Annotated in this window: 19 protein-coding genes and 1 other RNA gene; 6 read left to right on the forward strand and 14 right to left on the reverse strand. The window is 65.6% G+C overall.

The genetic code is table 11. The features are described from left to right. Nucleotides 1-19 precede the first annotated feature (19 nt). Nucleotides 20-331 (reverse strand): 50S ribosomal protein L21, encoded by a 312-nt coding sequence (gene rplU / locus llg_RS06615; RefSeq protein ID WP_211630613.1) that lies wholly within the window; start codon nt 329-331, stop codon nt 20-22. A 157-nt stretch (nt 332-488) separates the two neighbouring features. Here rplU and tsaE point away from each other — a divergent pair, with 157 nt between their 5' ends. Further along, nucleotides 489-869, forward strand: a complete 381-nt coding sequence (gene tsaE / locus llg_RS06620) for a tRNA (adenosine(37)-N6)-threonylcarbamoyltransferase complex ATPase subunit type 1 TsaE (RefSeq protein ID WP_338288919.1) — start codon at nt 489-491, stop codon at nt 867-869. 3 nt (nt 870-872) lie between these two features. Here the strand turns inward: tsaE and llg_RS06625 are convergent, their stop codons facing one another. From llg_RS06625 to llg_RS06660, 8 genes are all read right to left on the reverse strand, one after another. Next, the gene (locus llg_RS06625; protein WP_338288920.1) at nt 873-1004 is read right to left on the reverse strand and encodes a hypothetical protein; all 132 of its coding nucleotides are present in this window, start codon (nt 1002-1004) and stop codon (nt 873-875) included. Nucleotides 1005-1072: 68 nt separating this feature from the next. After that, nucleotides 1073-1720 (reverse strand): SDR family NAD(P)-dependent oxidoreductase, encoded by a 648-nt coding sequence (locus tag llg_RS06630; RefSeq protein ID WP_338288921.1) that lies wholly within the window; start codon nt 1718-1720, stop codon nt 1073-1075. A 206-nt stretch (nt 1721-1926) separates the two neighbouring features. Beyond that, nucleotides 1927-2442 (reverse strand): SRPBCC family protein, encoded by a 516-nt coding sequence (locus tag llg_RS06635; RefSeq protein ID WP_338288922.1) that lies wholly within the window; start codon nt 2440-2442, stop codon nt 1927-1929. A gap of 40 nt (nt 2443-2482) precedes the next feature. After that, nucleotides 2483-3784 (reverse strand): dihydrolipoamide acetyltransferase family protein, encoded by a 1302-nt coding sequence (locus llg_RS06640; protein WP_338288923.1) that lies wholly within the window; start codon nt 3782-3784, stop codon nt 2483-2485. Between the two features lie 152 nt (nt 3785-3936). After that, nucleotides 3937-4308 carry a hypothetical protein gene (locus llg_RS06645; protein WP_338288924.1) on the reverse strand — a complete coding sequence of 124 codons (372 nt, stop codon included), beginning with the start codon at nt 4306-4308 and terminating at the stop codon, nt 3937-3939. A gap of 256 nt (nt 4309-4564) precedes the next feature. Beyond that, a complete protein-coding gene (locus tag llg_RS06650) occupies nt 4565-5551 on the reverse strand; it encodes an alpha-ketoacid dehydrogenase subunit beta (protein WP_338288925.1) in 987 nt (328 codons plus the stop codon). Nucleotides 5552-5607: 56 nt separating this feature from the next. Continuing rightward, nucleotides 5608-6690, reverse strand: a complete 1083-nt coding sequence (pdhA, locus tag llg_RS06655) for a pyruvate dehydrogenase (acetyl-transferring) E1 component subunit alpha (RefSeq protein WP_338288926.1) — start codon at nt 6688-6690, stop codon at nt 5608-5610. Between the two features lie 56 nt (nt 6691-6746). Then, a complete protein-coding gene (locus tag llg_RS06660) occupies nt 6747-7316 on the reverse strand; it encodes a DUF6580 family putative transport protein (protein ID WP_338288927.1) in 570 nt (189 codons plus the stop codon). Nucleotides 7317-7562: 246 nt separating this feature from the next. Between llg_RS06660 and mnmG the strand changes: the two genes are divergently transcribed. Then, nucleotides 7563-9434, forward strand: a complete 1872-nt coding sequence (gene mnmG / locus llg_RS06665) for a tRNA uridine-5-carboxymethylaminomethyl(34) synthesis enzyme MnmG (protein ID WP_338288928.1) — start codon at nt 7563-7565, stop codon at nt 9432-9434. Between the two features lie 1675 nt (nt 9435-11109). On the opposite strand, the gene llg_RS06670 is transcribed toward mnmG, so the two are convergent. After that, nucleotides 11110-11517: a thioesterase family protein gene (locus llg_RS06670; protein ID WP_338288929.1), complete on the reverse strand. Its 408-nt coding sequence runs from the start codon at nt 11515-11517 to the stop codon at nt 11110-11112. A gap of 160 nt (nt 11518-11677) precedes the next feature. Between llg_RS06670 and llg_RS06675 the strand changes: the two genes are divergently transcribed. The 3 genes from llg_RS06675 (at nt 11678) to llg_RS06685 (ending at nt 16401) form a co-directional block, all read left to right on the forward strand. After that, complete coding sequence (locus tag llg_RS06675) at nt 11678-13390, forward strand: hypothetical protein (protein ID WP_338288930.1); 1713 nt, start codon at nt 11678-11680, stop codon at nt 13388-13390. Nucleotides 13391-13453: 63 nt separating this feature from the next. Next, nucleotides 13454-14980 carry a trypsin-like peptidase domain-containing protein gene (locus llg_RS06680; protein WP_338288931.1) on the forward strand — a complete coding sequence of 509 codons (1527 nt, stop codon included), beginning with the start codon at nt 13454-13456 and terminating at the stop codon, nt 14978-14980. 95 nt (nt 14981-15075) lie between these two features. Further along, nucleotides 15076-16401 carry an OmpA family protein gene (locus llg_RS06685; protein ID WP_338288932.1) on the forward strand — a complete coding sequence of 442 codons (1326 nt, stop codon included), beginning with the start codon at nt 15076-15078 and terminating at the stop codon, nt 16399-16401. A 158-nt stretch (nt 16402-16559) separates the two neighbouring features. Here llg_RS06685 and ffs read toward each other — a convergent pair. Further along, nucleotides 16560-16655: signal recognition particle sRNA small type (gene ffs, locus llg_RS06690), an RNA gene on the reverse strand. Nucleotides 16656-16758: 103 nt separating this feature from the next. On the opposite strand from ffs, the gene llg_RS06695 reads away from it, so the two are divergent. Then, nucleotides 16759-16959 carry a PLDc N-terminal domain-containing protein gene (locus llg_RS06695; protein WP_338288933.1) on the forward strand — a complete coding sequence of 67 codons (201 nt, stop codon included), beginning with the start codon at nt 16759-16761 and terminating at the stop codon, nt 16957-16959. An 8-nt stretch (nt 16960-16967) separates the two neighbouring features. Here the strand turns inward: llg_RS06695 and queA are convergent, their stop codons facing one another. From queA to llg_RS06710, 3 genes are all read right to left on the reverse strand, one after another. Further along, on the reverse strand, nt 16968-17957 hold the full coding sequence (gene queA / locus llg_RS06700) for a tRNA preQ1(34) S-adenosylmethionine ribosyltransferase-isomerase QueA (RefSeq protein ID WP_345789196.1): 990 nt from the start codon (nt 17955-17957) through the stop codon (nt 16968-16970). Between the two features lie 173 nt (nt 17958-18130). Then, complete coding sequence (locus llg_RS06705; RefSeq protein ID WP_338288935.1) at nt 18131-19810, reverse strand: pyridoxal-dependent decarboxylase; 1680 nt, start codon at nt 19808-19810, stop codon at nt 18131-18133. Nucleotides 19811-20127: 317 nt separating this feature from the next. Further along, entirely contained in the window at nt 20128-22182 is a 2055-nt protein-coding gene (locus llg_RS06710; protein WP_338288936.1) for a glycosyltransferase, read from the reverse strand. Between the last annotated feature and the right edge of the window lie 44 nt (nt 22183-22226).

Genomic DNA, 22226 nt, shown 5'->3' on the forward strand with positions numbered 1-22226 from the left:
CAGTGGGGAGGTATCGGGATTAGACGCCAACGGCGGTGATCTCGAGCTTCGTCAGGTGGCGACGGAAGCCCTTGGTCTTGTGGAAGCCCTTGCGGCGCTTGAACTTGAAGGCAACGCCCTTCTTGCCACGGAACTGCTCGACCACCTTGGCGGTGACGGACGCGCCCGCCACGGTCGGCGCACCGATCTTGACGGATTCGCCTTCGCCGACGAGGAGCACGTCGAAAGTGAGTTCGGAATCGACTTCGGCGTCGAGCTTCTCGACGTCGATTTTGTCGCCTTGCTGAACGCGGTATTGCTTACCGCCGGTTTTGATCACTGCGTAGGCCATGGCCGTATAAGGAGAGGGTTGCCGCCTTTTCGGGCGGGCGGGGAGAACAACACGGGTGGGCTCAAGCGGCAAGAAATTTTTTTAGAAACGAGATTGGCAGGTGCTTTAGGTTTCCCAAGTATCGGAAATGACCTCGCGCGCGCCCACCCCGGAAGCCATGGCAGCCCTCGGACGGGAAGCCGCGGCGCGCGCGGTGCCCGGTCAGGTCTTCGCGCTGGTGGGGGACCTGGGAGCCGGGAAAACGCATTGGACGAAGGGCTTGGCGGACGGCCTCGGATTCGCCGGTGAGGTGACCAGCCCGACCTTTTCGCTGGCCCACGAGTACCGCGGCGGACGCCTGCCCGTGTTCCATTTCGATTTTTACCGGATCGAAACGGCCGACGAGCTTTTCGGGATGGGTTGGGACGAGTACCTCGACGAAGGCGGGGTGATCGTCGCCGAGTGGGCGGACAAATTCCCCGAAGTCCTGCCGCCGGACACCCGCTGGTACCATTTCCACCTGCTGGCGGACGGCTCGCGGGAGATCACCGCGGGGTGATCCTCAGTGGGCGATCATCCGGCCGACCGAATCGGCGGTGGCCATGGCCGTTTCCCCCAGACCCTGCGCGATTCCGCAGGACGTGGAGAGGGCGCAGGCCGCAAGCACGGCAAGCTGGAGGAGGATCCGGAGCATGGCACGGACACTGACGGGTCCCGGGCCGGAGTCAAGCAGGCGGGGAAGCTGTTAGTGGCCCGGTGGCGTCAGGCGACGCGGCTATCGAGCTGGAAGATCTGGCCGGAAGTGTGGGGCAGGCCTTCTTCCAGCGTCCGGATGAACCGCGCCACCGCCCCGGGAGTATTGAAGCGCCCAAGGGTGTGCTCCGTCAGGACCTCGTCCCGCCGCTCCGGCGACACTCCGGTGGTCATGCGGGTCTCGAGGAAGCCCGGCAGCACAACATTGATGCGGACCCCGGCACGGCCCACTTCCCGGGCCAGCGACTTGCCCAATCCGATCAGACCGGCTTTCGCAGCGGCGTACGCGGCCTGGCCCGCCGGTGGATGGAGGGCGGAGAAGCTCGAGATGAAAACCACGTGTCCCGTACGGCGCTTCACCATGCCCCGCAGGGCGGCTTTGGCGCAGCGGGCGGCCCCATGGAGATTCGTTTGCAAAACGGCGTCCCAATCAGCCTCCGAGAGCTTCACCAGGGGAACGTCCCGGGTGAGCCCGGCATTGCAAACGAGCAGGTCGGTTTCCCGGTCCTTGAAAAACGCGGCGACGGAACCCGGAGAGGCCACGTCGAGGTCCACCCGGCCCGGTGCGGCCACCTCCCAACCGGCCACCCGGAACTCACCGGCGATCGCCTGCCCGAGGCCGCCCTCTCCACCCGTGATGATGATCCTGCCCGGCACCCCTGAGAGCTACGCCACTGGTCCAGTACGGACAACCCCCAAGCAACCTGCGAATAACTTGGGCAAAGACCGGGAGAACAGGAGGGGTTCGGGACCGGGAACGCTTCAGGTTCACGAAGGGCAACGTACCGTGCCCAGGTTTTTCCCACCGTGGAACCCGCTTGGTAGAGGCGAGGAACGGTCGAAATCGGGAGTTATCCACACGGTTAAGAAGAAGATTCTATGGAGTTCAAAAGGAAGAATTCTTCAGAGAGGAAGCGTTCCCACTCGTTGGATTCCGCCACGCGTTTGATCCACCCGTTCCGTTCTTCCAACAGGGCGAGCAAATGGGGCCTGAGCAACGCACGATCCACCAGGAGGCCTCCGAACGGGCCAAGCGGGGATGTGAACCGGAACGTGTCGTGCATGAGCGTGGCGCTGCCCTGGGGCTCGAACACGTGATCGTGCTCCATTTTCTGGAACGGCCCGCGGAGCATCTCGTCGCGGAAGTGGTGCGGTCGGTCGTACCCGGTGATGCCCACGGTCATGCGGAAGCGGATCCCGAAGTGGCGGGCGCTCCAAGTGACCTCCTCGTTCAGCCCGATCAGGCCGCGGGTCACACCGGCGATGGCCCGCTCACCGGTGTGGGCGGTGGAGGCCAGGTGCAGGTCGATGCTGCGCGAGAGGTCGAAAACGCGGTCGACCGGTGCCTCGATCCGCGTGGTTAGCTGGATCGTGGTCACCGGTCGGGAAGAGTTCCGGGGTGTTGGAAACCGCGGGGGCTTAGATCAGCATCAGAGCGGGTTGCTCGATGAGCTTCTTGACCTCGGCGAGGAACTTGGCGGCCACGGCACCATCGACGACGCGGTGGTCGCAGGACAGGCCGAGGTTCATGCGGATGCCGGGGACGATCTGGCCGTTCTTGACGACGGGCTTCTCGATCGCGGCACCCACCGAGAGGATGGCGGCCTGCGGCGGGTTGACGATGGCATCGAAGGACTCGACGCCCCAGGCACCGAGGTTCGACACGGTGATGGTGCCGCCGTCGAATTCGTCGGGCTTGAGCTTCTTGTCCTTGGCGCGGGCGGCGAAGTCCTTCACGGCGCGGGAGATGGCCAGCAGGGACTTGCTTTCCGCCTGCTTGATGACCGGGGTCACCAGACCGTCTTCCACGGCGATCGCCACGGACAGGCCGACGTGCTTGAAGTTGATGATGTGATCGCCGGCGTAGGAGGCGTTCACGGCGGGCACGGCCTGGGCGGCGCTGATCACGGCCTTCAGGATGAAATCGTTGACCGAGTACTTGTTGCCGTGGGTCTTCTCGGCTTGGTCGTTGACCTGCTTGCGGATCGCCATCAGCGGGGCGGCGTCGACTTCCACGTGGAGGTAGAAGTGCGGGATGGTGACCTTCGAGGTGAGCAGGCGGGAGGCGATGACCTTCCGCATCGAGGAAAGCTGGACGATCTCGTCGCCTTCCTTGGCCACCGGGAGGATGGCATTGACGGAGGGAGCGGCGGCCGGTGCGGCGGCGGTGGCCTTCGATTTCACCGAGGCGGCGAGGGCGGCGGCGGCGGAAGCGGTGCTGGACGGAGCGGGCTTCTTCGAGGCGGCTTCGACGTCGGCGCGGACGATGCGGCCGGCCGGGCCGGAACCGGTGACACCGGCGAGGTTCACGCCGAGTTCGGCGGCGACCTTGCGGGCGAGCGGGGAAGATTTGAGGCGGTCACCGCTTTCGGAGACCGGGGCGGCGGGAGCCGGGGTGGAGGTGGCGGCGGCCTGTTGGACAGGAGCAGCGGCCACAGTGGCGGCTGCCGCGGTAGCGGCGCTGGCCGGGGCGGCGGCACCGTCTTCGCCATCGAGCACGGCGAGGACCCCGCCGACTTCGAGCTTTTCCCCTTCCTGGATCAGGATCTGGGTGATGGTGCCTTCGTCGAAGGCTTCCATTTCCATCGTGGCCTTGTCGGTTTCGACTTCGGCGATGACATCGCCGATCTCGACGTGGTCACCGACCTTCTTGTGCCATTTGATGAGGGTGCCCTCGGTCATGGTATCCGAGAGCTTGGGCATTTCGATGTTTACAGGCATGGCAGGGAGGGGGCTTGGAAGCCGCGGCGAGGATTGGGAGAATGACGGTCCTTTTCCAGATTTTTCTCGGTCGCGGTGGTGACCGGCACGAAAAACGGCGGTGACCCGGAGGCCGCCGCCGTTGTTGGATGGAAGAATGATGGGAGAAGGGCTCAGGGAGCGAGGGTCTCCATGCTCGGAACGAGGCCCAGGTTCGGGCTGCCGATCATGGAACCGCTGACGCTGGCGAGCTTCTTGACCTTCGGGCCGGTGCTGCCGCAGCAGTCGTGGTCCGGGCAGTAGTAGCGGACGCAGCGGCCGCAATAGACGACGTGCTTCACCTTCTTGAAGCGCGGCACCTTGGTGGTGACGGTCTGGGTCAGGCCGCCCTTGGAACCCGCGACGGGGACTTCCTGGGTGACGGTGTCATAGCCGCAGGTGCGGACGGTCTCGGTGCGGTACTGGGCCGGAGCGAGGCCACCGAACATCGAGCAGCAGGACGAGAAGCCGAGGGAAACGGCGGCGAGCAGGAGCAGGTTTTTCATGACAGGACGGGAGTTTTCAGAACATGCAGCAGCAGGAAGTCGCGGCCAGGCACATCCCGGCGACGGAGGCGGCAAGAAGAAGCTTCATCATGGTGTCACCAATGTTAGGACGGACCCCCGCGCTGGCAACGAAAAACCGCGGTGGACGGGGAAGTTCGGGAGGTGTTCGAGGGGAATGATGCGGGGCCCATCACGACGATGGGCCGGCTCCTGTTGGAACCGGCCCATGCGATCGGAAACGGGAGGGTGAAGCGGATCAGCGCATCGAGAGGACCTTCTCGACGATCCGGCCCGGATTCGGAAGCTGCTGGTTCTCAATGTGCGGCGAGTAGATCGCCGGGGCATCGATGGTGCAAACGCGCTTCACCGGGGCATCGAGGTAATCGAAGGCGTGCTCTTGGATCAGGGTCGCAACCATGGCGGAGACGCCGCCGAAGGGCTTCGATTCGTCGACGAGCACCACGCGGTTGGTCTTGCGGACGGTGGCGAGGATGGCGTCGACGTCGAGCGGGCGGATCGAGCGGAGGTCGAGGACCTCGGCGGAGATGCCGTGCTCGGCTTGGAGGGTTTCCGCGGCGGCGAGGGCGTGGATGACCGAGCGGCCGTGGGCGATGAGGGAGATGTCGGTGCCCTCGCGCTTCACATCGGCCTTGCCGAGCGGGACGACATGGTCGCCTTCCGCCGGATCCGGCACTTCACCGGTGGTACCGTAGAGGAGGGTGTTCTCCATGACGTAGACCGGGTCGTTGTCACGGATGGCGGCCTTGATCAGGCCCTTGGCATCCGCCGGGGTGGCCGGGGCGCAGACCTTGAGACCCGGGAAGGCGGCGAAGAGGCCCTCGGGAATGTGGGAGTGGGTGGCGCCGACATTGGTGCCGCCGTTGGCCGGGCCGCGCATCACGATCGGGCAGTTGATGAGACCGCCGGACATGTAGCGGACGCAGGCGGCGTTGTTGACGAGCTGGTCGAAGGCCACGGAGTGGAACGACCAGAACATCAGCTCCATCACCGGGCGGACACCGAGCATCGAGGCGCCGATGCCCATGCCGATGAAACCGGCCTCGGAGATCGGGGTGTCGACGATGCGTTTGTCGCCCCATTTCTTCCAAAGGCCTTCGGTGACCTTGTAGGCGCCGTTGTACTGGGCGACCTCCTCGCCCATCAGGACGACGTTGGGATCGCGGGCGAGTTCCTCATCGAGGCCTTCGCGGAGGGCTTCACGGTAGGTGAGGGTACGAGACATGGAGATAAAGCTGGGAGAGTGGATGAATTACTAGAGTTACCGTAGGTGGGCGGGCTTCAGTCGTTGAAGAAGTGCCAGCCGGTCTTCGAAGCCTCGGTGTTGTTGTCGGACTCCCAGTAGACATCGGTCATGATGTCGGCGACGGTCGGGGCGGGGGATTCCTCGGCGAATTTGGCGGAAGCGGCGGCCTCGTCGGCGGCTTCCTTCGAGATCTGGTCGGCCTGCTCTTCGGTGAAGATGCCCTCGGCCACCAGACGGCGGCGGAACAAGGTGATCGGGTCGTGGTTCTGCTTGTAGTTCTCGATTTCCTCCGGGGTGCGGTACTTCTTGGCGTTGGCGTCGGCGACGCTGTGGCCGTAGTAGCGGTAGGTGGAAATCTCGAGGATGGCGGGCTTCTGCTCCTTGCGGGCGCGCTCCATCGCGATGTGGGTCTTGGCGCGGACCTCGTAGATGTCGGAGCCGTCGATCACGTCCCACTCCATGTCGTAACCCTCGGCGCGCTGCGCGAGGCAGCCGCGGTAGGAGGACGAGCGCTTCTGGGAGGTGCCCATCGAGTAGCCGTTGTTCTCGATCACGTAGATGACCGGGAGGTTGAAGAGCGCGGCGATATTGAGGGACTCGTGGAAGGCACCCTGGTTGACGGCGCCGTCACCGAGGTAGCAGAGGCAGCAGCCTTCCTTCTCAAGGTACTTCAGACCGTAGGCGAGGCCGAGGCCGAGCGGGGTCTGGCCGCCGACGATGCCGTGGCCGCCCCAGTAACCCTTGTCCGGAGCGAAGAAGTGCATCGAGCCACCTTTGCCCTTCGAGCAACCGGTCTGCTTGCCGTACATCTCGGCCATGCACTCGTTCATGCCCATGCCGACGGACAGGGCGTGGCCGTGGTCGCGGTAGGCGGTGATGAAGTGGTCGTTCTCCAGCTTGAGGGAAATGGTGCCGACGGCGACCGCTTCCTGGCCGATGTAGAGGTGGAGGAAGCCACCCATCTTGCCGGCGTTGTAGTACTTGAGCGCGGTCTGTTCGAAGCGACGGATGCGGACCATCTGTCGGAACAGGTCGATCTTTTGGTCCGGGGTCAGGTCCCGGTTGATCGGTGAACCGGCGAAATCGAGGCGGGGCGTGTCAAGTTGAGCGGTCGACATGGGTACTACGGGAGAGGGGACTGCGACTTATGTTCGGGGCAATGAGCTAGCAAGTCTTATCTGACAGCCGCGGATTCGGCGGCAGAGGCGGCTTGCGGGAGCGAATGACGGGAGAGCAGGAACAGGCCGGAGAACAGGACGTTCGCGGCGACCAGATTGCGGAGGAAGATCCAGGTGGGCATGCCGGTCTCGGGACCAGTCCACTGGGCGCGGACGAAGCCGTCGAAGGTCTTCGCGTAGAGCGGATCGACCGCGAAGGAGAGCGTGTTCGTCACGAAGTAGAACACCAGCGCTGCGACCAGGGAGGACGCCAGGACTGGCAGGACGGTGGCATGGCGACGGGTCCAGAGGGCGATGCCGAGGGTGGCGGCGACCCCGAGCAGCACGCCGAGGAGATCCCAGCCGAAGACCGGGTAACCCTGGGCCACGCTGGTGGCGGGGTAGGTGATTACCCAGGCGGCGAGCGGCAGCAGCCAGCGCTGGGCACCCTTCAGGAACACCATGCCGCAGAGCAGCAACGCGGGCAGCGGCTGGAAGTTTGGCAACGTCGTCGGAAACAACCCGCCGAGGATCCGGAAGACCACGAGCAGGGCGACGATGAGGAGGGCAGGGAGCCAGCGCTTCATGGGCGTAGATTGAAAGATCCCGGGGCCACGGGCGAGGGGAAATTTCTCCATCAAATGGGGGGTTCGTGTTCCACGTGGAACAAATCGCGCGCAGCGCGCTGACACAGAAGTCGGGAGATCTGGGAAGGCATTACGTTTCTCTTTCTTCTCTTTCTGGACTCTGGGTTCTGGATTCTTGTGTCTGAGGGACCTCCGGTCCCTCTAGCGGTACTTGTGGGTGGGGTGGGCCTAGGTTACACGATCCCCGTGTTCCGCTACCCGAAGTCCTACGATGTCCTTGTGATCGGTGCCGGCCATGCCGGAGTCGAGGCCGCGCTGGCGGCTGCCCGCCTCGGTTGCGAGGTGGCGGTGCTGACCCAGAATCTGGACACCGTCGGGCAGATGTCCTGCAACCCCGCCATCGGCGGGCTGGCCAAGGGCCACATGGTCCGGGAGATCGATGCCCTCGGCGGGGCGATGGGCCTGAACACCGATGCCACCGCTATCCAGTGGCGGATGCTGAATGCCTCGAAGGGCCCCTCGGTCCGCGCGCCCCGGGCCCAGTGCGACAAGAAGGCCTACCAGTTCCGCATGAAGTGGGTGCTGGAGGGCACGCCGGGTCTCGACCTCCATCAGGGGAACGTGGCCGAGCTGTTGGTCGAAAACGACCGCATCACCGGCATCCGGACCTCTTTGGGGATGGAAATCACCGCCCGCTCGGTGGTGCTGTCGGCCGGGACCTTCATGCGCGGCCTGATGCACGTGGGCCTGCGCAACGAGAAGGGCGGGCGGATGGGGGACGCCATTTCCACCGTGTCGGACTCTCTCAAGCACCTCGGCTTCCAGGTGGAACGCTTCAAGACCGGCACCCCGTGCCGCCTCAACGGCCGTTCGCTGGACCTCTCGGTGTGCGAGCGCCAGGATGGCGATACTCCGGTGCCGAAGTTCAGTTTCCTCGCCGACACCCTTCACAAAGGCCCGGATGACCTCTTCACCCTGAATCCCTGGGGGGACAAAACGTTCCACGTGGAACAAATGCCGTGCTGGGTGACCTACACCACCCCGGCCACCCACGACATCATCCGCGACAATCTCGACCAATCCCCGATGTATTGCGGGGTGATCGAGGGGGTGGGACCTCGTTATTGCCCCTCGATCGAGGACAAAGTCGTCCGTTTCGCCGAAAAGGAGCGCCACCAGGTGTTCCTTGAACCGGAAGGCCGCCACACCCACGAGTACTACGTCAACGGGGTCTCGACCTCGCTGCCCTACGACGTCCAGCTCGCCTTTCTACGCACCATTCCCGGTCTGGAGAAGTGCGAGATCCTGCGCCCGGGCTATGCCGTGGAGTATGATTACTGCCCGCCGACCCAGCTCCACTCCACCCTGGAGACCAAACTGGTGGAGGGACTCTACTTCGCGGGCCAGATCAACGGCACCTCGGGCTACGAGGAAGCCGCCGGCCAGGGCCTCCTCGCCGGGGCGAATGCCGCGCTCAAGGTGCTCGGAAAACCGGAGTTCGTCCTCCGCCGCGACGAGGCCTACCTGGGCGTGATGGTCGATGACCTGGTCACCAAGGGCTGCACCGAGCCCTACCGCATGTTCACCTCGCGGGCGGAATACCGCCTCCTGCTCCGCCAGGACAATGCCGACCTGCGCCTGACTCCCCGCGGGGTCGAAGCCGGGCTGGTGTCCGGGGAACGGGCCGAGCGGGTGGGGGAGAAGCAGGCGAAGCTGGAGGAAGCCCTTGCCTGGGGTCGGAAGACCAACCACGAGGGCGTGAAGCTCGACCACTGGTTCCGCCGCAGCGACACCTGCTGGGAAACCCTGCCGGATGACCTCCGCGAAATGTTCCACGTGGAACTTTGGCCGATGATCGAGACCGAGTTCCGCTACGAGGGCCACCTCAACCGCCAGCAGACCCAGATCGACCGGATGTCCCGCCAGGAGTCGAAGAAGCTGCCCGCCGACCTCGATTTCAGCGCCATCCCGGGCCTCAAGCAGGAGGCCAAGACCCGCTTCACCCAGATCCGCCCGGCTACCCTCGGCCAGGCGGGCCGGATCTCCGGCATCACCCCGGCGGACATCGCCGTGCTGGCGGTATGGCTGGAGAAGCGCGAGCGGGAAGTGTCGGCGTGAACCGCGCGGCTGAACTGATCGGGAAATCCATCGCATTCCGGCGGTGGGTTTTCTAAGGATCGTCCATGCCAATCCCACAAGCTGATCGGGATCCCTGGCGGAGGTCGCGGGCCTTCGGACTCGGGGCCGTGGGCCTGATGGCGCTGGTGGGTGGGTGGGCTACGACCCGCGGTCAGACGGCGTACCTGAGCTTCCGGAGTTCTTCCGGGGTGAAGATTTGGTTCAGTTCCGGGAAGGCGCTGGGCTTCGCACGTGTGGACGTCAAGAGCCGGGCGGCGTGGTGTGCTTCGATGGGTGGGGTGTCGACGATCAACGGCCCGTGCGGTTCCATTGACTTTGATCCGGGGACGGTGTGCCTCGCCGCCATGCTTCCGCCTCCGGGCGAGAGGATGGCCAGCGGTTGGCATGGAGGGATTCCTTTCGAGGCGGAGCAGGCTGAATCGAACGGTATCATCCGCCTTCCGTATGCTTGGCTGATGTTGGGTTACACGGGACTCTGGTTGGGCTTCTGCGGCTGGTGGCAGGCAAGGAAACGGAGGTGGGTCCGGTCCATGGCGGGAGCATGAAAGCGGGCCGGAGAGACAGGATCTTTCGTCCTTGGTGGCGCACGAGGTTCGTCGTCCCCTTGGGAATCGGGTGGCTGTTGCTGGCAGGCATGTGGATCCACTCGATGCGTTACCGGGATCAGGGATGGTGGATGAGGGGGATGACCTTGGTTGCCATCGCGAGCGACCGAGGGTCCGCGGAACTCATTCGCGTGAGCGGAAACTATTCCGAACCCGTTTTCATTTCGGGGACGGAGCTTAACCTCCTATGGGCCATTCATGCTTCGGAAAACTCTCCCGAGGAGAGGGTCACCAGCCATTTCAGCCAGCGTCCCGTCTCACTCGGGCCGGGGAGAGGAACAGGGTGGGGAGGCTACCATGGGGACGAGGGGATGGCCGTGAAGGATCGGAATCCCACCGTCCGGATTCTGCGGATTTCCTATGCCCTCGTCGGCGTGGTCTTCACCTTGGCTTGGGCGGCCATGGCTTGATGGTGGGAGAGGAGACGCCGCGTGATCCGGATGAATGAGGGGATGGTGGAACCGTAGGGCGCTGTTGAAGGAGCCTCCTTGTCCCAACGGGACGACCCATACCAGATCGTAGACCCTGGGTGAGGACCCGGTGATTCCCGCATGCTGAAGGCATGCCTCATGGAATGGGAGTTGCTCGTATCCCGGAGCCGCTTGCGGCATGGGCCTACACCCCATGGCTTACCCGGCGTCTGTGGACCTGATCCATATACGCATCTCGGAGTCTGTATCCCCGAAGGGGATGGCAGCCCAAGTAGCCGGAGGTTGAGGAGCCTAGGCGACGACACCTCCGGTCCAGGCGGAAAGCTCATTCGATCCCGAAGGCGATCGCAGCCGGGTTCATGGCCTGTGGAACTCCGTTGCTCATTTTACGCGCGGAGTCGGGGCACGCTTCTCGCACGCCCTCCGGGGTGCCGTGGCTGGTCCTTGGGTCACCCGGTGGCGGTGTCGCTACGCTCCTTGCCGACCGGCTAATTTCTCATGCCCCTGCCGGAGCGAAAGAGTGCCCGCCCCATCCCTTCGTCGGATGGAAAAGGCGTCCCGAACTCCCCGGCGGGGCGGCTCCGCCGGATGGCCATTTGTTACTAGAACACTAGTAAATCAACCCCACTGCTCCAGCCATTCCGCGGGCAGGCGGGCGGGCTTGCCCTCCGGCATCTGGACCAGCGCCAGGCCCTGGCGGGCGGTGACGAGCAGCAGGCCGTCGCTTTCCCGGACCAGCTCGAACTCGCAGATGAACCGCGCGCGGCTGAGTTCGGCCAGCCGGCCGCGGATCACGATCCAGTCGCCGAGCTTCGCCGGACGCTTGTAGTCCACCTCGGTGCGGGTGAGCACGGGGAAGAGGTGGGTGGAGGCCATTTCGAGGAGCTTCATGCCCATCAGCGCCGCCAGCCGGGTGCGGCAGGTTTCGATCATGCGGAGGTAGGCGATGTTGTGGACCACGCCACCGCAATCGGTGTCGAAGAACATCACTTCCTCACGGGTCTCGAAGGTCGGTCGGTCGGACATGGGCGGGACCATCGGGAATCCTGGCGCGGGAATCCAGAGCAACCCGTCTTGTGGTCCGCTGATTCTCCATGCAATGTGCGCTTGAGAGAGGACGTAGCGGAAAGGTAAACCTTTTGGGACAATGCGAACGGGGATCACCAGATGCGTGGGTGGGTGGGTCATGTCGGCCGCGCTGGCGTGTGCCGCAGGGCCGTTCGCGGCCCCGGCCGAGGGACCGGTGCCATTCCGCCGCGACCGCGTGCCGCTGGATGTGGGCACCATGACCGGCCTGTCCCGTGAGCTCACCCTGCTGGTTCCCGCACTGGGAACCGAGGAACCGGCGGACCGCCGCCGGATTGCCCAGGCCTTGGCCCTCGCCTTGGCGCTCGATCCGGCCAACCGCGAGGCCCGCGAACTGTTGGCCACTGTCGGGGCGGGACGCGAATTGGACCCACTGGATGATTCCAAGGCCGAAGATGCACGGGCGGGCCTCTGGAAGCTGCTGGAGTGGCTGGGCTCGACGGAGGCCGGCCAGGACGGTCAGGCGCTGGCAGCGTGCCTTCTGGACGTCGCCGCGGCCGTGGATCCGTTCCATGAGAACGCACGCGATCACAAGCAGGACGGCGGCGCGTGGAACGGCTGGATTCCGGCATTGGCCTCCTATCAACCGAAGGAGGTGACTCCGGTGGAGCCTCTGATCCCGGATACGCCCAAAACGACCGCTCCCGTTTTTGCACGGACACAGGCGACCGTGACCACGCCGCTGTGGATGCTGGAGAAGGACGCCCTCAATGGCGGCGATCACTATGTGATGCGGCCCCGCGTCATCAACATGCGCGCCGCGATCTCCCAGCGCGAGAACGGCGACGATGCCAACGGCTTCCGTTTCATCCTTCAGAACACCCAGAACCACCGCGCCCAGGACCGCACCAGCGACACCGTCACGAAGGCCCTGAAGGCGATGGGCGACACTTTCCCGACGGGCGGGCGCGCCAATCTCGATTGCAGCGGTGACTACCTGGTGGACGCGAACCGCAAGTCGATCTCCGCGGCGGCGGCGGTGCTGATGGATGCGGCCGTGAGCGGCCGTGAGCCGCACGCCACCGTGATGGGGGTCATCGGCGAGGACGGCTCGTTCAAGCTGCCCACGCGCGCCTGGGACCGCCTGCGCGCGCTTTCCAATGGCCCCGGCGGCCGCCTAGTGCTGCCGCGCGAGGCGGAGCCGATGATGTCCGCCATCCTGGTGATGGAGGATCCGGCCTTCTTCATGAAGTACGAGGTGATCCTCGCCGGATCGCTGAAGGAGCTGGTCGAACGCTCGGCGAAGGAGAGCCAGGGTACCTTGGCGGATGTCTCCGCGCGCTTTGCCGAGGTGCGCTCGAAGCAAGGTACCATGGCCGTAGGTCAGTACGCCGCGAATCGTTTCGTGCGCCAGCGCCTGACCGATATCGCGCAGGCCTATCCCGACCACGCCTCGGCGCGCATGCTCGACCTCCAGGGTGCCGGCAAGCGCCCGACCTGGCTGCCGCGGCCCTACCTTGCCTCCGAGATCCGCCGCGCCATGGAGCCGATCGGCGGCATGGTCACGAACCAAGGTTTCCAGAACATCGACGTCGACACCATCGAGAAGGTTCTTGAGGCCAGTCGCCCCGCGCTGGAATCGCTGGAGCGCTACGTCGACATGCGCGATCGCGATCTCACCGCGCACGGCAAGGACGTGCTCACGGCGGTGCGGAACCTGATCAAGGCCCGCCGCACCCGCGACGAGGACAACGGCTACCAGCGTTTCCAGACCGCCAGGGACGCGGTGAAGGGAGCTTATGAATCCTTCAAGCGGGAGCTGGACGCGGTGACGGCCGAGGAGGAGGCGCTGCCGGGTTCCGAGAACCGCTGATGGTTTTCCCCTTGCAAATCGCCTTCTGAAAGCCGCCAGTGGGGGTGCGTTCCCCTCCCACCCATGAATGCCGGATTCCGAAGGTTGCTTGCCCTGGTCGTGGTGTTTGCCACGGCCTTCGTCGCCGTTTCCGCGCTCCGCCACTGGCGCACGGGCGGTTCATGGAAGGATCTTTTCGGCGGCTCGTCGGCCGGGGAATTCCGCCCCGAGAAATTCACTCTCGCCGACAAAGCTCCGCTCGAAACCGACGATGTCGAGTTGCTGTCCCGCCTCAATGGCGAGTACGCGCGGCTGACCAAGGCGGTGACGCCGTCGGTGGTCAGCATCGGCACGGAGGGCGTCCGCACCGAGCGCTTGCTGGACAATCTCGGTCGGGCCCGCATCCGGCAGTATCCGACCCAGGGCCAGGGTTCCGGCGTGATCGTGAGCCAGGAAGGCCACGTGGTGACGAACCACCACGTCATCGCCGGCCAGCAGCAGATCCAGGTGACCTTGCACGACGGCAAGACCTACCCGGCCACACTGATCGGCGAGGATGCCTTGCTCGACATCGCGGTGCTCAAAATCGAGGGCGCGCGCGAGGTGCAGCCGCTGAAGTTCGGCGATTCCTCGGCGGTCGAGGTGGGCCAGCTCGTGTTCGCGGTCGGCAATCCCTTTGGCCTCGGCGAGACCGTGACCCAGGGCATCATTTCGGCGAAGGAGCGCTCCATTTCCGACAACCAGCGCGACCTGTTCCAGACCGATGCCGCGATCAACCCGGGCAACTCCGGCGGCCCGCTGGTGAACCTGCGCGGCGAGATCATCGGCATCAATGCCGCGATCTTCTCGTCGAACCGCGAGAACCCCGGCTTCCAAGGGGTGGGCTTCTCGATCCCGTCGAACGACGTGAAGGACGCCATTTCCCAGATCCTGGAACGTGGCCGCCCGGTGCGCGGGTTCCTCGGCGTGCAGATGGCGGACCTCGACACCCGCCTGCGCGGCATCCTCCAATACACCGGCAAGGAAGGCGCGGTGGTGGGCGCGGTCACTCCCGGCTCGCCCGCGGAAACCGCCGGCCTGCAACCGAAGGACGTGGTGCAGTCCTACAACGGTGAGGCCATCCATTCGATGAACCAGCTCTTCACCCTGGTGCAGCGCAGCCGCAATGGCCAGGAAGTGCCGATCGGGATCTGGCGTGCCGGGCAGGCACTCACGTTGAAGGCGGTGATCGTCGAAAGCGGTGCGGGCACCGCCGCGGCTCCGGTCCAGACTCCGCCGCAGGGACGCACCCGCGATCCGGAGGAGGTGCTGGCGGCGCTCGGCATCCAGGTGCGGGACCTCAGCGTGCAGGAGCGCATGCGGGGCTTCCGTGGGGTGGTCGCCACTGAATTGCTGGCCGAAGGGACGGCCGTGGAGCGGGTCAAGGCCGGTGACCTGATCGTCGCGGTGAACAACGCTCGCGTCGGCAGCGCGAATGAGTTTTACATGAACCTCGCGGCCTCCGCGGCGGTGCAGACCACCACCCTTTATCTGGTGCGGGATGGCAAGCAACTGCGGGTCGACCTGCCAGCGGTTCCGCGTCAGGAGGAGACTCCCGCGTCTGGTCGCTGATTGGCGAAACATCGGGGTCGCCACCACCGTTCCAGCGGCAGGTACATCGCGGGGCTTTCACCGGCCGCCGGATGCCGCTATCCTGCCGCCCGATCATGGCCGAGTCCCGCTCCAAGCTTCCTTACGTTTTCCTGTCCGCCACCCTTGTGCTCTCCGGCATCGTGGCCGTGGTGTTGGCCCTGCGCCATCGCCAGACCGAGATCCCGGCGGGCAACACCGAGCCGAAGGTGACCGCCGTGGATCTGAAGCCGAAGCCGGTGATTCCGACCCTCGACGGCCGCCCGCCAGGGGCCGATCCGGCGACGAAGCCCGGTGACCTCGGGCTGGGCCCGGTGGCCGCCGATCCCGCCGCGCTGGTCGCGCGAATCGGCAAGGCGCTCGAAGCCGGCGATCTCGAAACCGCTGCCAAGCTCATCGGCAAGGACGCCCTCGACGCCCACACCGCCGAGCGGCTGAAAGCGCTGGTGGGGGGATCGAATTTCAAGCTGCGCCAGCCGCCGGTCCGCGAGGTGGGCGAGCTGGAGCGCAACGAGCTCATCCGCTGGGCGCTGGAGCTCGATGGTGCCGATTTGGGGCGCGACCGCATCTACCTCGACCTCCGCCGCAAGGACGGCCAGTGGCTCGTTGAGAAGCTCGCTCTACCGCCGGGCAAGGAGGAGGGCGTGCCGAAGGCCGTGCTCGTCGACTCGCTCGGCATCGCCGACGCCTTCCTGCAGGCCGCGCTGCACCAGAACTTCCAGCTCGCGAAGGAGTTCGTCGATCCCTCCACCGTGTCCGATGCGAAGATCGCGGGCCTGTGCATTCTCTTCGAAGAGGGGAACTACCGCCTGCGCGCCGAGAAGCCGCTGCGCTCGCTGTTGAACAAGCCCGGTGCCGCCGGTTACCTTGCGAACGTGGAGACCGCCGATGGCAAGCAGGCCGCGCAGTTCTCGCTGATGCTCGGCCAGTCTTCTCCGACCGCCAGTTGGAAGGTCGGTGAGGTGAACCTCGATCAACTTCTCGACGACTACGCCAAGCGTTTCGCGGGTGGTGATGTCTACTACACGCCGCTGGTGAAGAACCCGCGCGGCGGGGACACGCTGGTGCTTTACTTTGAGTTCAACGAGGACCAGCTGGGCGAGCGCACCCGCCGCCAGCTTGAGATCGTTGCCCAGATCCTCCGCACCGATGCCGGGAAAAAACTCACCATCAGCGGCCACACCGACGCTCTCGGCAGCAAGGGCTACAACGACACGCTTTCCGAAAAGCGCGCCGACGTCGTCCGCGATTTCCTCGCCACCAAGGGGGTCGCGAGGAAGCAGATCGTGACCGAGGCGAAGGGGATGACCCAGCCGCGCCGCCCGAACTTCACCGAGTCCGGCGCCGACAATCCGGAAGGCCGCCGCGCCAACCGCCGCACCGAGATCTATCTGGATTTCTAATCGACCCAAGGAGTGGCGGATTTCGATCCGCCATTGTGAGAAGCGACGTCCATCCGCTTCGCGATCATCGGAATCGTGAGGGACTCGATCGTTGCCGGGCGATGAGTGTCTCTTGAACCATGGCTCCTCGAAAGGAGCCACTCCTTGAAAACAAAAAGTGCTGCCAGGGAATCCGCGGCAAGCCCGGACAAACTACCGTTGCTCCGATCAAGGCCTGGCGGGGTTCGCTTGCCGGACCTCCACGGCCCCTGACAGCGGCGGAAGCAAACAACCTCCCGGCCCCGCGTGCAACCGCGAAGTTTGGGGCTGAAACGATGGGATTCTTGAAACCGCGGGGAGGATTGGTAGAAGACGGGAATGGGTGCTCCTGAATTGCTTTTTATCTTCCTCGGTGTCCTGCCGCTGATCCTGTCCATCATCGCGTTGGTGCAGTGTTTGGGCGCGGAGTTCCGTGATCCGAACAACAAGATCATTTGGGTGCTCGTGATCCTGTTGGCTCCGATCGTGGGCTCGATCCTGTGGTGGGCGATCGGCAGGAACCAGCGGCGGCTGGGTTGAGGGTTTCTTTACACCAGCAGCATGCAGTCGCCGTAGCTGTAGAAGCGGTATTTCTCCTCCACCGCCTTGCGGTAGGCCTCCAGCACCAGCTCGCGGCCGGCGAAGGCGCTCACCAGCATGATGAGCGTGCTTTCCGGCAGGTGGAAGTTCGTCAGCAGCGCACCGATCACCCGGAAGTCGTACGGCGGGTAGATGAAGATGTCCGTCTCGCCGCGCTGGTCGGTTGCCGCCAGCCGCTGGCCTTCCGGGGCGGTCCGGCCGAGGTGCTCCAGCACGCGGGTCACGGTGGTGCCCACCGCCAGCACGCGGCCCGCGGCGTTGATTTTCCCCGCGGTGGCTCCGTCGATGGCGTAGCGCTCGGAGTGCATCTCGTGTTCCTCCGGGCGGTCCACCTGCACCGGGCGGAAGGTGCCCACGCCGACGTGGAGCGTCAGGAAATCATGCGGCACCCGCGCCAGTAGCTCCGGCGTGAAATGCAGCCCGGCGGTCGGCGCGGCGATCGCGCCCTCCTCCTTCGCGAACACCGTCTGGTAACGCTCGCGGTCGGAGATCTCGTCGTCGCGGTTCATGTAGTGCGGCAGCGCGAGGTGGCCGTGGGCGTCGAGGTCCACCGGCTCCGACCAGCGGATCAGGCGGTCGCCGTTCGGGAACACTTCTACGACGGTCCCAGTAGTTCCGCCGACCTCGACGACGCGGCCGATCCTCATCTTCTTGCCGGGGCGGACCAGGCAGCGCCATTCGACGGGCGAGAGCCGGTCGAGGCACAGCAGCTCGATGCTCCCGTCGTCCGAGAACACGCGGGCCGGGATGACGCGGGTGTTGTTGAGCATCACCAGGTCGTCCGGCCGCAGGTGGGATTCGAAGTCCCGGAACATCCCGTGCGTGATCGTGCCCTTCGCGCGGTCGATCACCATCATCCGGGAATCGGCGCGGCGCTCCAGTGGCCGGGAAGCGATCAGCTCCGGGGGAAGGTCGTAGTGGAAGTCGGACGTGCGCAGGCTCACGCCGACGATGTAGACCCGCTACCCGGGAAGGGCAAGGGCTCCCTGTTCCCCGCCATCCTCCTTGGGAAACCACGAAATTCACGAAGGGGCACGAAACGGGAAGAGCAGGCCTCTCCTCAATGTCGTGAATCTTCGTGTCTTTCGTGGTTGAAGACGGGGGTGATCCATCATCCGTGCAGCCGCGCCAGGAAGGCGTCGATGTGGCAGGGATCGGTCAGCGGGTTGAAGAACACCGCCTTCTCACCCGGGATCGGCTCCCACTTGTCGGTCTCGTCGTAGTTGGTATGGGTGGCGAACTGGACCCAGTTGGTGTAGAGCCCGCGCTTGCCGCGGCGCAGGAAGACCTCGCGGTGGTAGGCGTTGTGCTGCTGGATGCGGCGGCGCCAGGCCGGGTCGGCGGAGATCTCCTTGTCCCGCGCCAGTTCCGCCACCGGGTCCTTCACTCGTGCCGGATCGTAGAGTCGGAAGGCTACGGACGGGCCGTGGTTCTTCGGCGCGATCACGCACGCGCCCTTCGTTTCGTTCAGGCGGCGGCGCAGGTGGTTCGCGTTCTGCAGGCTGTTCGCGATCAGGATCCGGTAGCCGCGCTTGCCGAGGTACTGCATCGCCGAATACGCGCCGAACAGGCCGGCCGCGCCGCGCGAGCACTCGATCGTGCTCTGGAGGTGGGTCTGGCCCTGGATGTCCTTTTCGAAGTACGAGAAGTTCTCCGGGTCGTGCTCCAGCGCCTTCATCGAGTCGCGGTGCTTCACCATCACCAGGCTGGAAGTGTAGGGGACGTAGCCCCATTTCTGGAAATCCACGGTGAAGGAGTCGGCGTAGCGCAGCTCGCGGAAGCGGTCGACGTTCGCGCGCAGGCCTTCGAGCGTGGAGTCGTCGATCTCCAGCGGGTTCGCGTCGAAGTCGTAATCGAGGAAATAGATCAGCGGCCAGCCGACCGCGGCATCGACGTGGATGTGCGGCGGGGTGGTGACGCCGAAGCGCTTGCACAGCCGCTGCGAAAGATCGTGCACCGGCTTCACGCGGTCCACGCCGAAGGTGTCGGTAGTGCCCATCGTCAGCATGATGGTCGGCACCACGCAGCCGAGGCGGAAACAGGCGGTGAGCTGGCTTTCCAGGTCCTCCAGGTCGATGTCGTGGTCGTCGGTGACCTGGATGCGGATGGTTTTCTTCGCGAGGTTCACGCCGAGCAGCGACAGGTTCGTCGTGTTCGAATAGTGGCCGCCCTGCGAGTTGATCATGCGGTAGTCCTGGCCGTACTCGAGGCCGAGGTGCAGCGACTCCGGCATCGTCTTGCGGATGCCGAAGAGGTAGCCGTAGAGGTTACAAAACGTGCCGCCCTGGGTGAAAATGCCGGTCGCTTCCTCCGGATCGTAGCCCACGAGATTCGCGACCTGGCGAACCACCGTGCGCTCCAGTTCATCGGCCATCTCGCTGTATTCGCGGTAGACCAGGTTCGGGTTCGCGAGCGCGCCCACCATCGCGCCATGGATGGCGGGATCGCAGGGCATGGTCACCACGTTCTCGACGCTGGCCGGATCCTCCCAGGCCTTGGAAAGCGCGGCCGCGAACACGAGGCGCTCGTGCAGCGCCCCCGGGGCCAGGCTGTCCTCCGGCACGTGGTCGTCGGCGCGGAGTTGGCCGAGCAGGTCCGGGCCGTTGGGGTAGATCCCGAGGCGGTCGGCGGGCGGCACGTGGTGCTTGCGGACCTCGATGATGCGGGCCATCGCCGGATCGCGGAACACCGGCCACAGCTCGGGATCGCGGGAGAAATAGCGCGCGCGGACCTCCTCCAGTTGCTGGCGGAACACGGGCGACGCGGTAGGCGTGAGGACACTCGATTTCATGGGCGGCTGCGAATGGAACGGCCCCAGTGTTTCAGAAAGCCGCGGCGCTGTCTTGACCGATGTGCGCGCCGAACCCGCGGAGAACGGGCAAAGGAGTCGAGCCTTCAGGCGAGGAAGGTCTTTAGAGGGAGGCGGAGGCCTGAAGAGTTTGCTGGTTTGCAGTGTTCAGTTTTCAGGAAGAGAAGACTGGCGTCCCCGAATCTTTTTCATGGCATCCGGCTCTTCCCTTTTGCGCTTCGTGCGCCTTTTTGCGGCGAAGCACATCGAGAGCCTCCGCCTCCCTCTAAAGACCTTCCTCGCCTGAAGGCTCGACTCCCTCAGAGACGGAACTCCGGGGTCAGCTCGCCCCAGATCCGCACCAGCGTGCGTTTGCCGGGGCCGTCGCCGGATTCGGTGGCGAGCAGCAGGCGGGTGCCGTCCTTCTCCACGTCCCAGTCATCGGTCGCGCCGCCGGGTTTCCAGCCTTCGGCAAGGAGGTCGCGGAGAAACGCATCGCGGGTCTTGCCGGATTCCGACCACAGCTCGATCTCGCGGCCCGGTTCCGGGGCTCGGCGGCAGGTCCATGGCGAGCGCCACGTCCACGTCCGCCGGCGTTCCCAGGCGCGCACGCGCGGTTGCAGCCACGTCAGCATGGCCAGTTGGCAGCGGGCCCGTGTGGAGTCGAACCGCGGCTCGATCCCGCGCAGCGGCATCATCCGGTCGATCACCGATTGGTAGCCCGCCTGGCCCATCGGCCCGTGGTAGATGATCGAGTCGGTCCCGGCGCGGAGCGGCCCGCCGTTGTAAACGAAGCCGTGCCAGATCGCCTCGCCAGTCGCAGTGAAGCGCCGCGGGTGTTTCTCCAGCAGCAGCTTCTCGGCCCGGCCGTAGCCGCGTTGCTGGCGCAGGAACGCGCGGAACGACGGCCGCCGCCAATGCCACACGAAGGCTCCCGGGGCGAACCCGAGGCGGTAGCCGGCATCGCGCAGCCGCCAGCAGAAATCGACATCGTCGCCCGCCGTGCGGAACCGTGGATCGAAGCCGCCGATGGCATCGAATGCCTCCTTCGTCACCGCGATGTTGCAACCGGGCAGGTGCTCCGCTTCCTCGTCATCGAGCATCACGTGGCTCGGCGCGCCGGGCGCGGCGGAGACCACGGCCTCGGTGCGGGTGCGCGCAGGCGGCGGCAAATTCGGCCCTCCCGCTGCGGCGAAACGCCCGGAAGCAAAGGTCCGGCGCAGCCGGGTGACCCACTCGCGGTCCGGTTCGCAATCGTCGTCGGTGAAGGCGAGGATCGTGCCGGTGGCGGCGGCGGCTCCCGCGTTGCGCGCCGCGCTCAGGCCGCCGGGAGACAGCCGCAGCAGCGTCACTTCCGGGAACCAACGAGCTACGAAGTCTCCCGTACCATCTTCGGAACCATCGTCCACCACGATCGTTTCGAAGTCGGAATCCGTCATCCGGGCGATCGCTTCCAGGCAGCCGCCGATGCGCTCGCGGCCATTGCGGGTGCACACGATCACCGAGATCCGCGGCATGCCGCGGGGCGGGGCGGGGGAGTGGGCGAAGGCTTCGGTCACCGCGGCGAGCGCCGGTTTCTCCGTGCCATCGCGCCGGACCAGGCCGAAATCCCAGTCCATCACCTCCGCGCCCGCGTTCCACCAGCGGTCGCTCCATGCATAGGCGGTGAAGCCGGCGAGCTCCTCCTCCCGCGCCAGCCGGATCGCCTGGCCCAGCAGCTCCGCCTGGCGGTCCTCGCCGTTGCGGCGCGTGTCCAGGCCGAACTCCGAGACCACCACCGGCCGGTCGCCCGCGATGTGGTGGAGCCGCCGCAGGTAGCGCCGCAGCGCGGGCTCGTTTTCCAGATAGACGTTGAAGGCGGTGAAATCGGCGTTTTCCGGCTCCAGGTACTCGGTGCTCGGATAGTTGCCGTAGGCGAAAAGCAGGTGCGGCCCCAGCGAGCGGCCCAGCGTGATGAGGTCCTCCAGCGCGTGGCGCACCTTGGCCGGGCCCATCCAGCGGGCGAGGTCGGCGGGCACCTCGTTGCCGATGTAAACCCCGGCCAGCGCCGGGTGGCCGCTGGTGTCGCGCAACCCCTCCGCGAGATCCACCCGCGCGGAGGCCAGCAGCTCGGGGCGGCGGAAGAAGTCCATCGAGGACGCCCATTTCAAGCCGCCGAAGACCCGCAGGCCGTGCCGCAGCGCCGCGTCCAGCAGGTGGGCCGGCGGCATCTGATAGAGCCGCAGCGCGTTGAAACCGGCCGCCGCGATCCGCGCGAAATCCGGCTCGAACACCGTGGGCCAACCGCCCGGAAACGGCCCGTAGGTCACCGCCCGGACGTGGACACGATCCTCCCCGGCGCGGAAGAATTTCCCGTCGGTTTGGAGGCGTTCCATCGCCGCCAAGCTAGGGGGGCATTGGCCGGGGGCGCAAACCCCAT

This window comes from Luteolibacter sp. LG18, from assembly GCF_036322585.1.
Classification (GTDB): domain Bacteria; phylum Verrucomicrobiota; class Verrucomicrobiia; order Verrucomicrobiales; family Akkermansiaceae; genus Luteolibacter.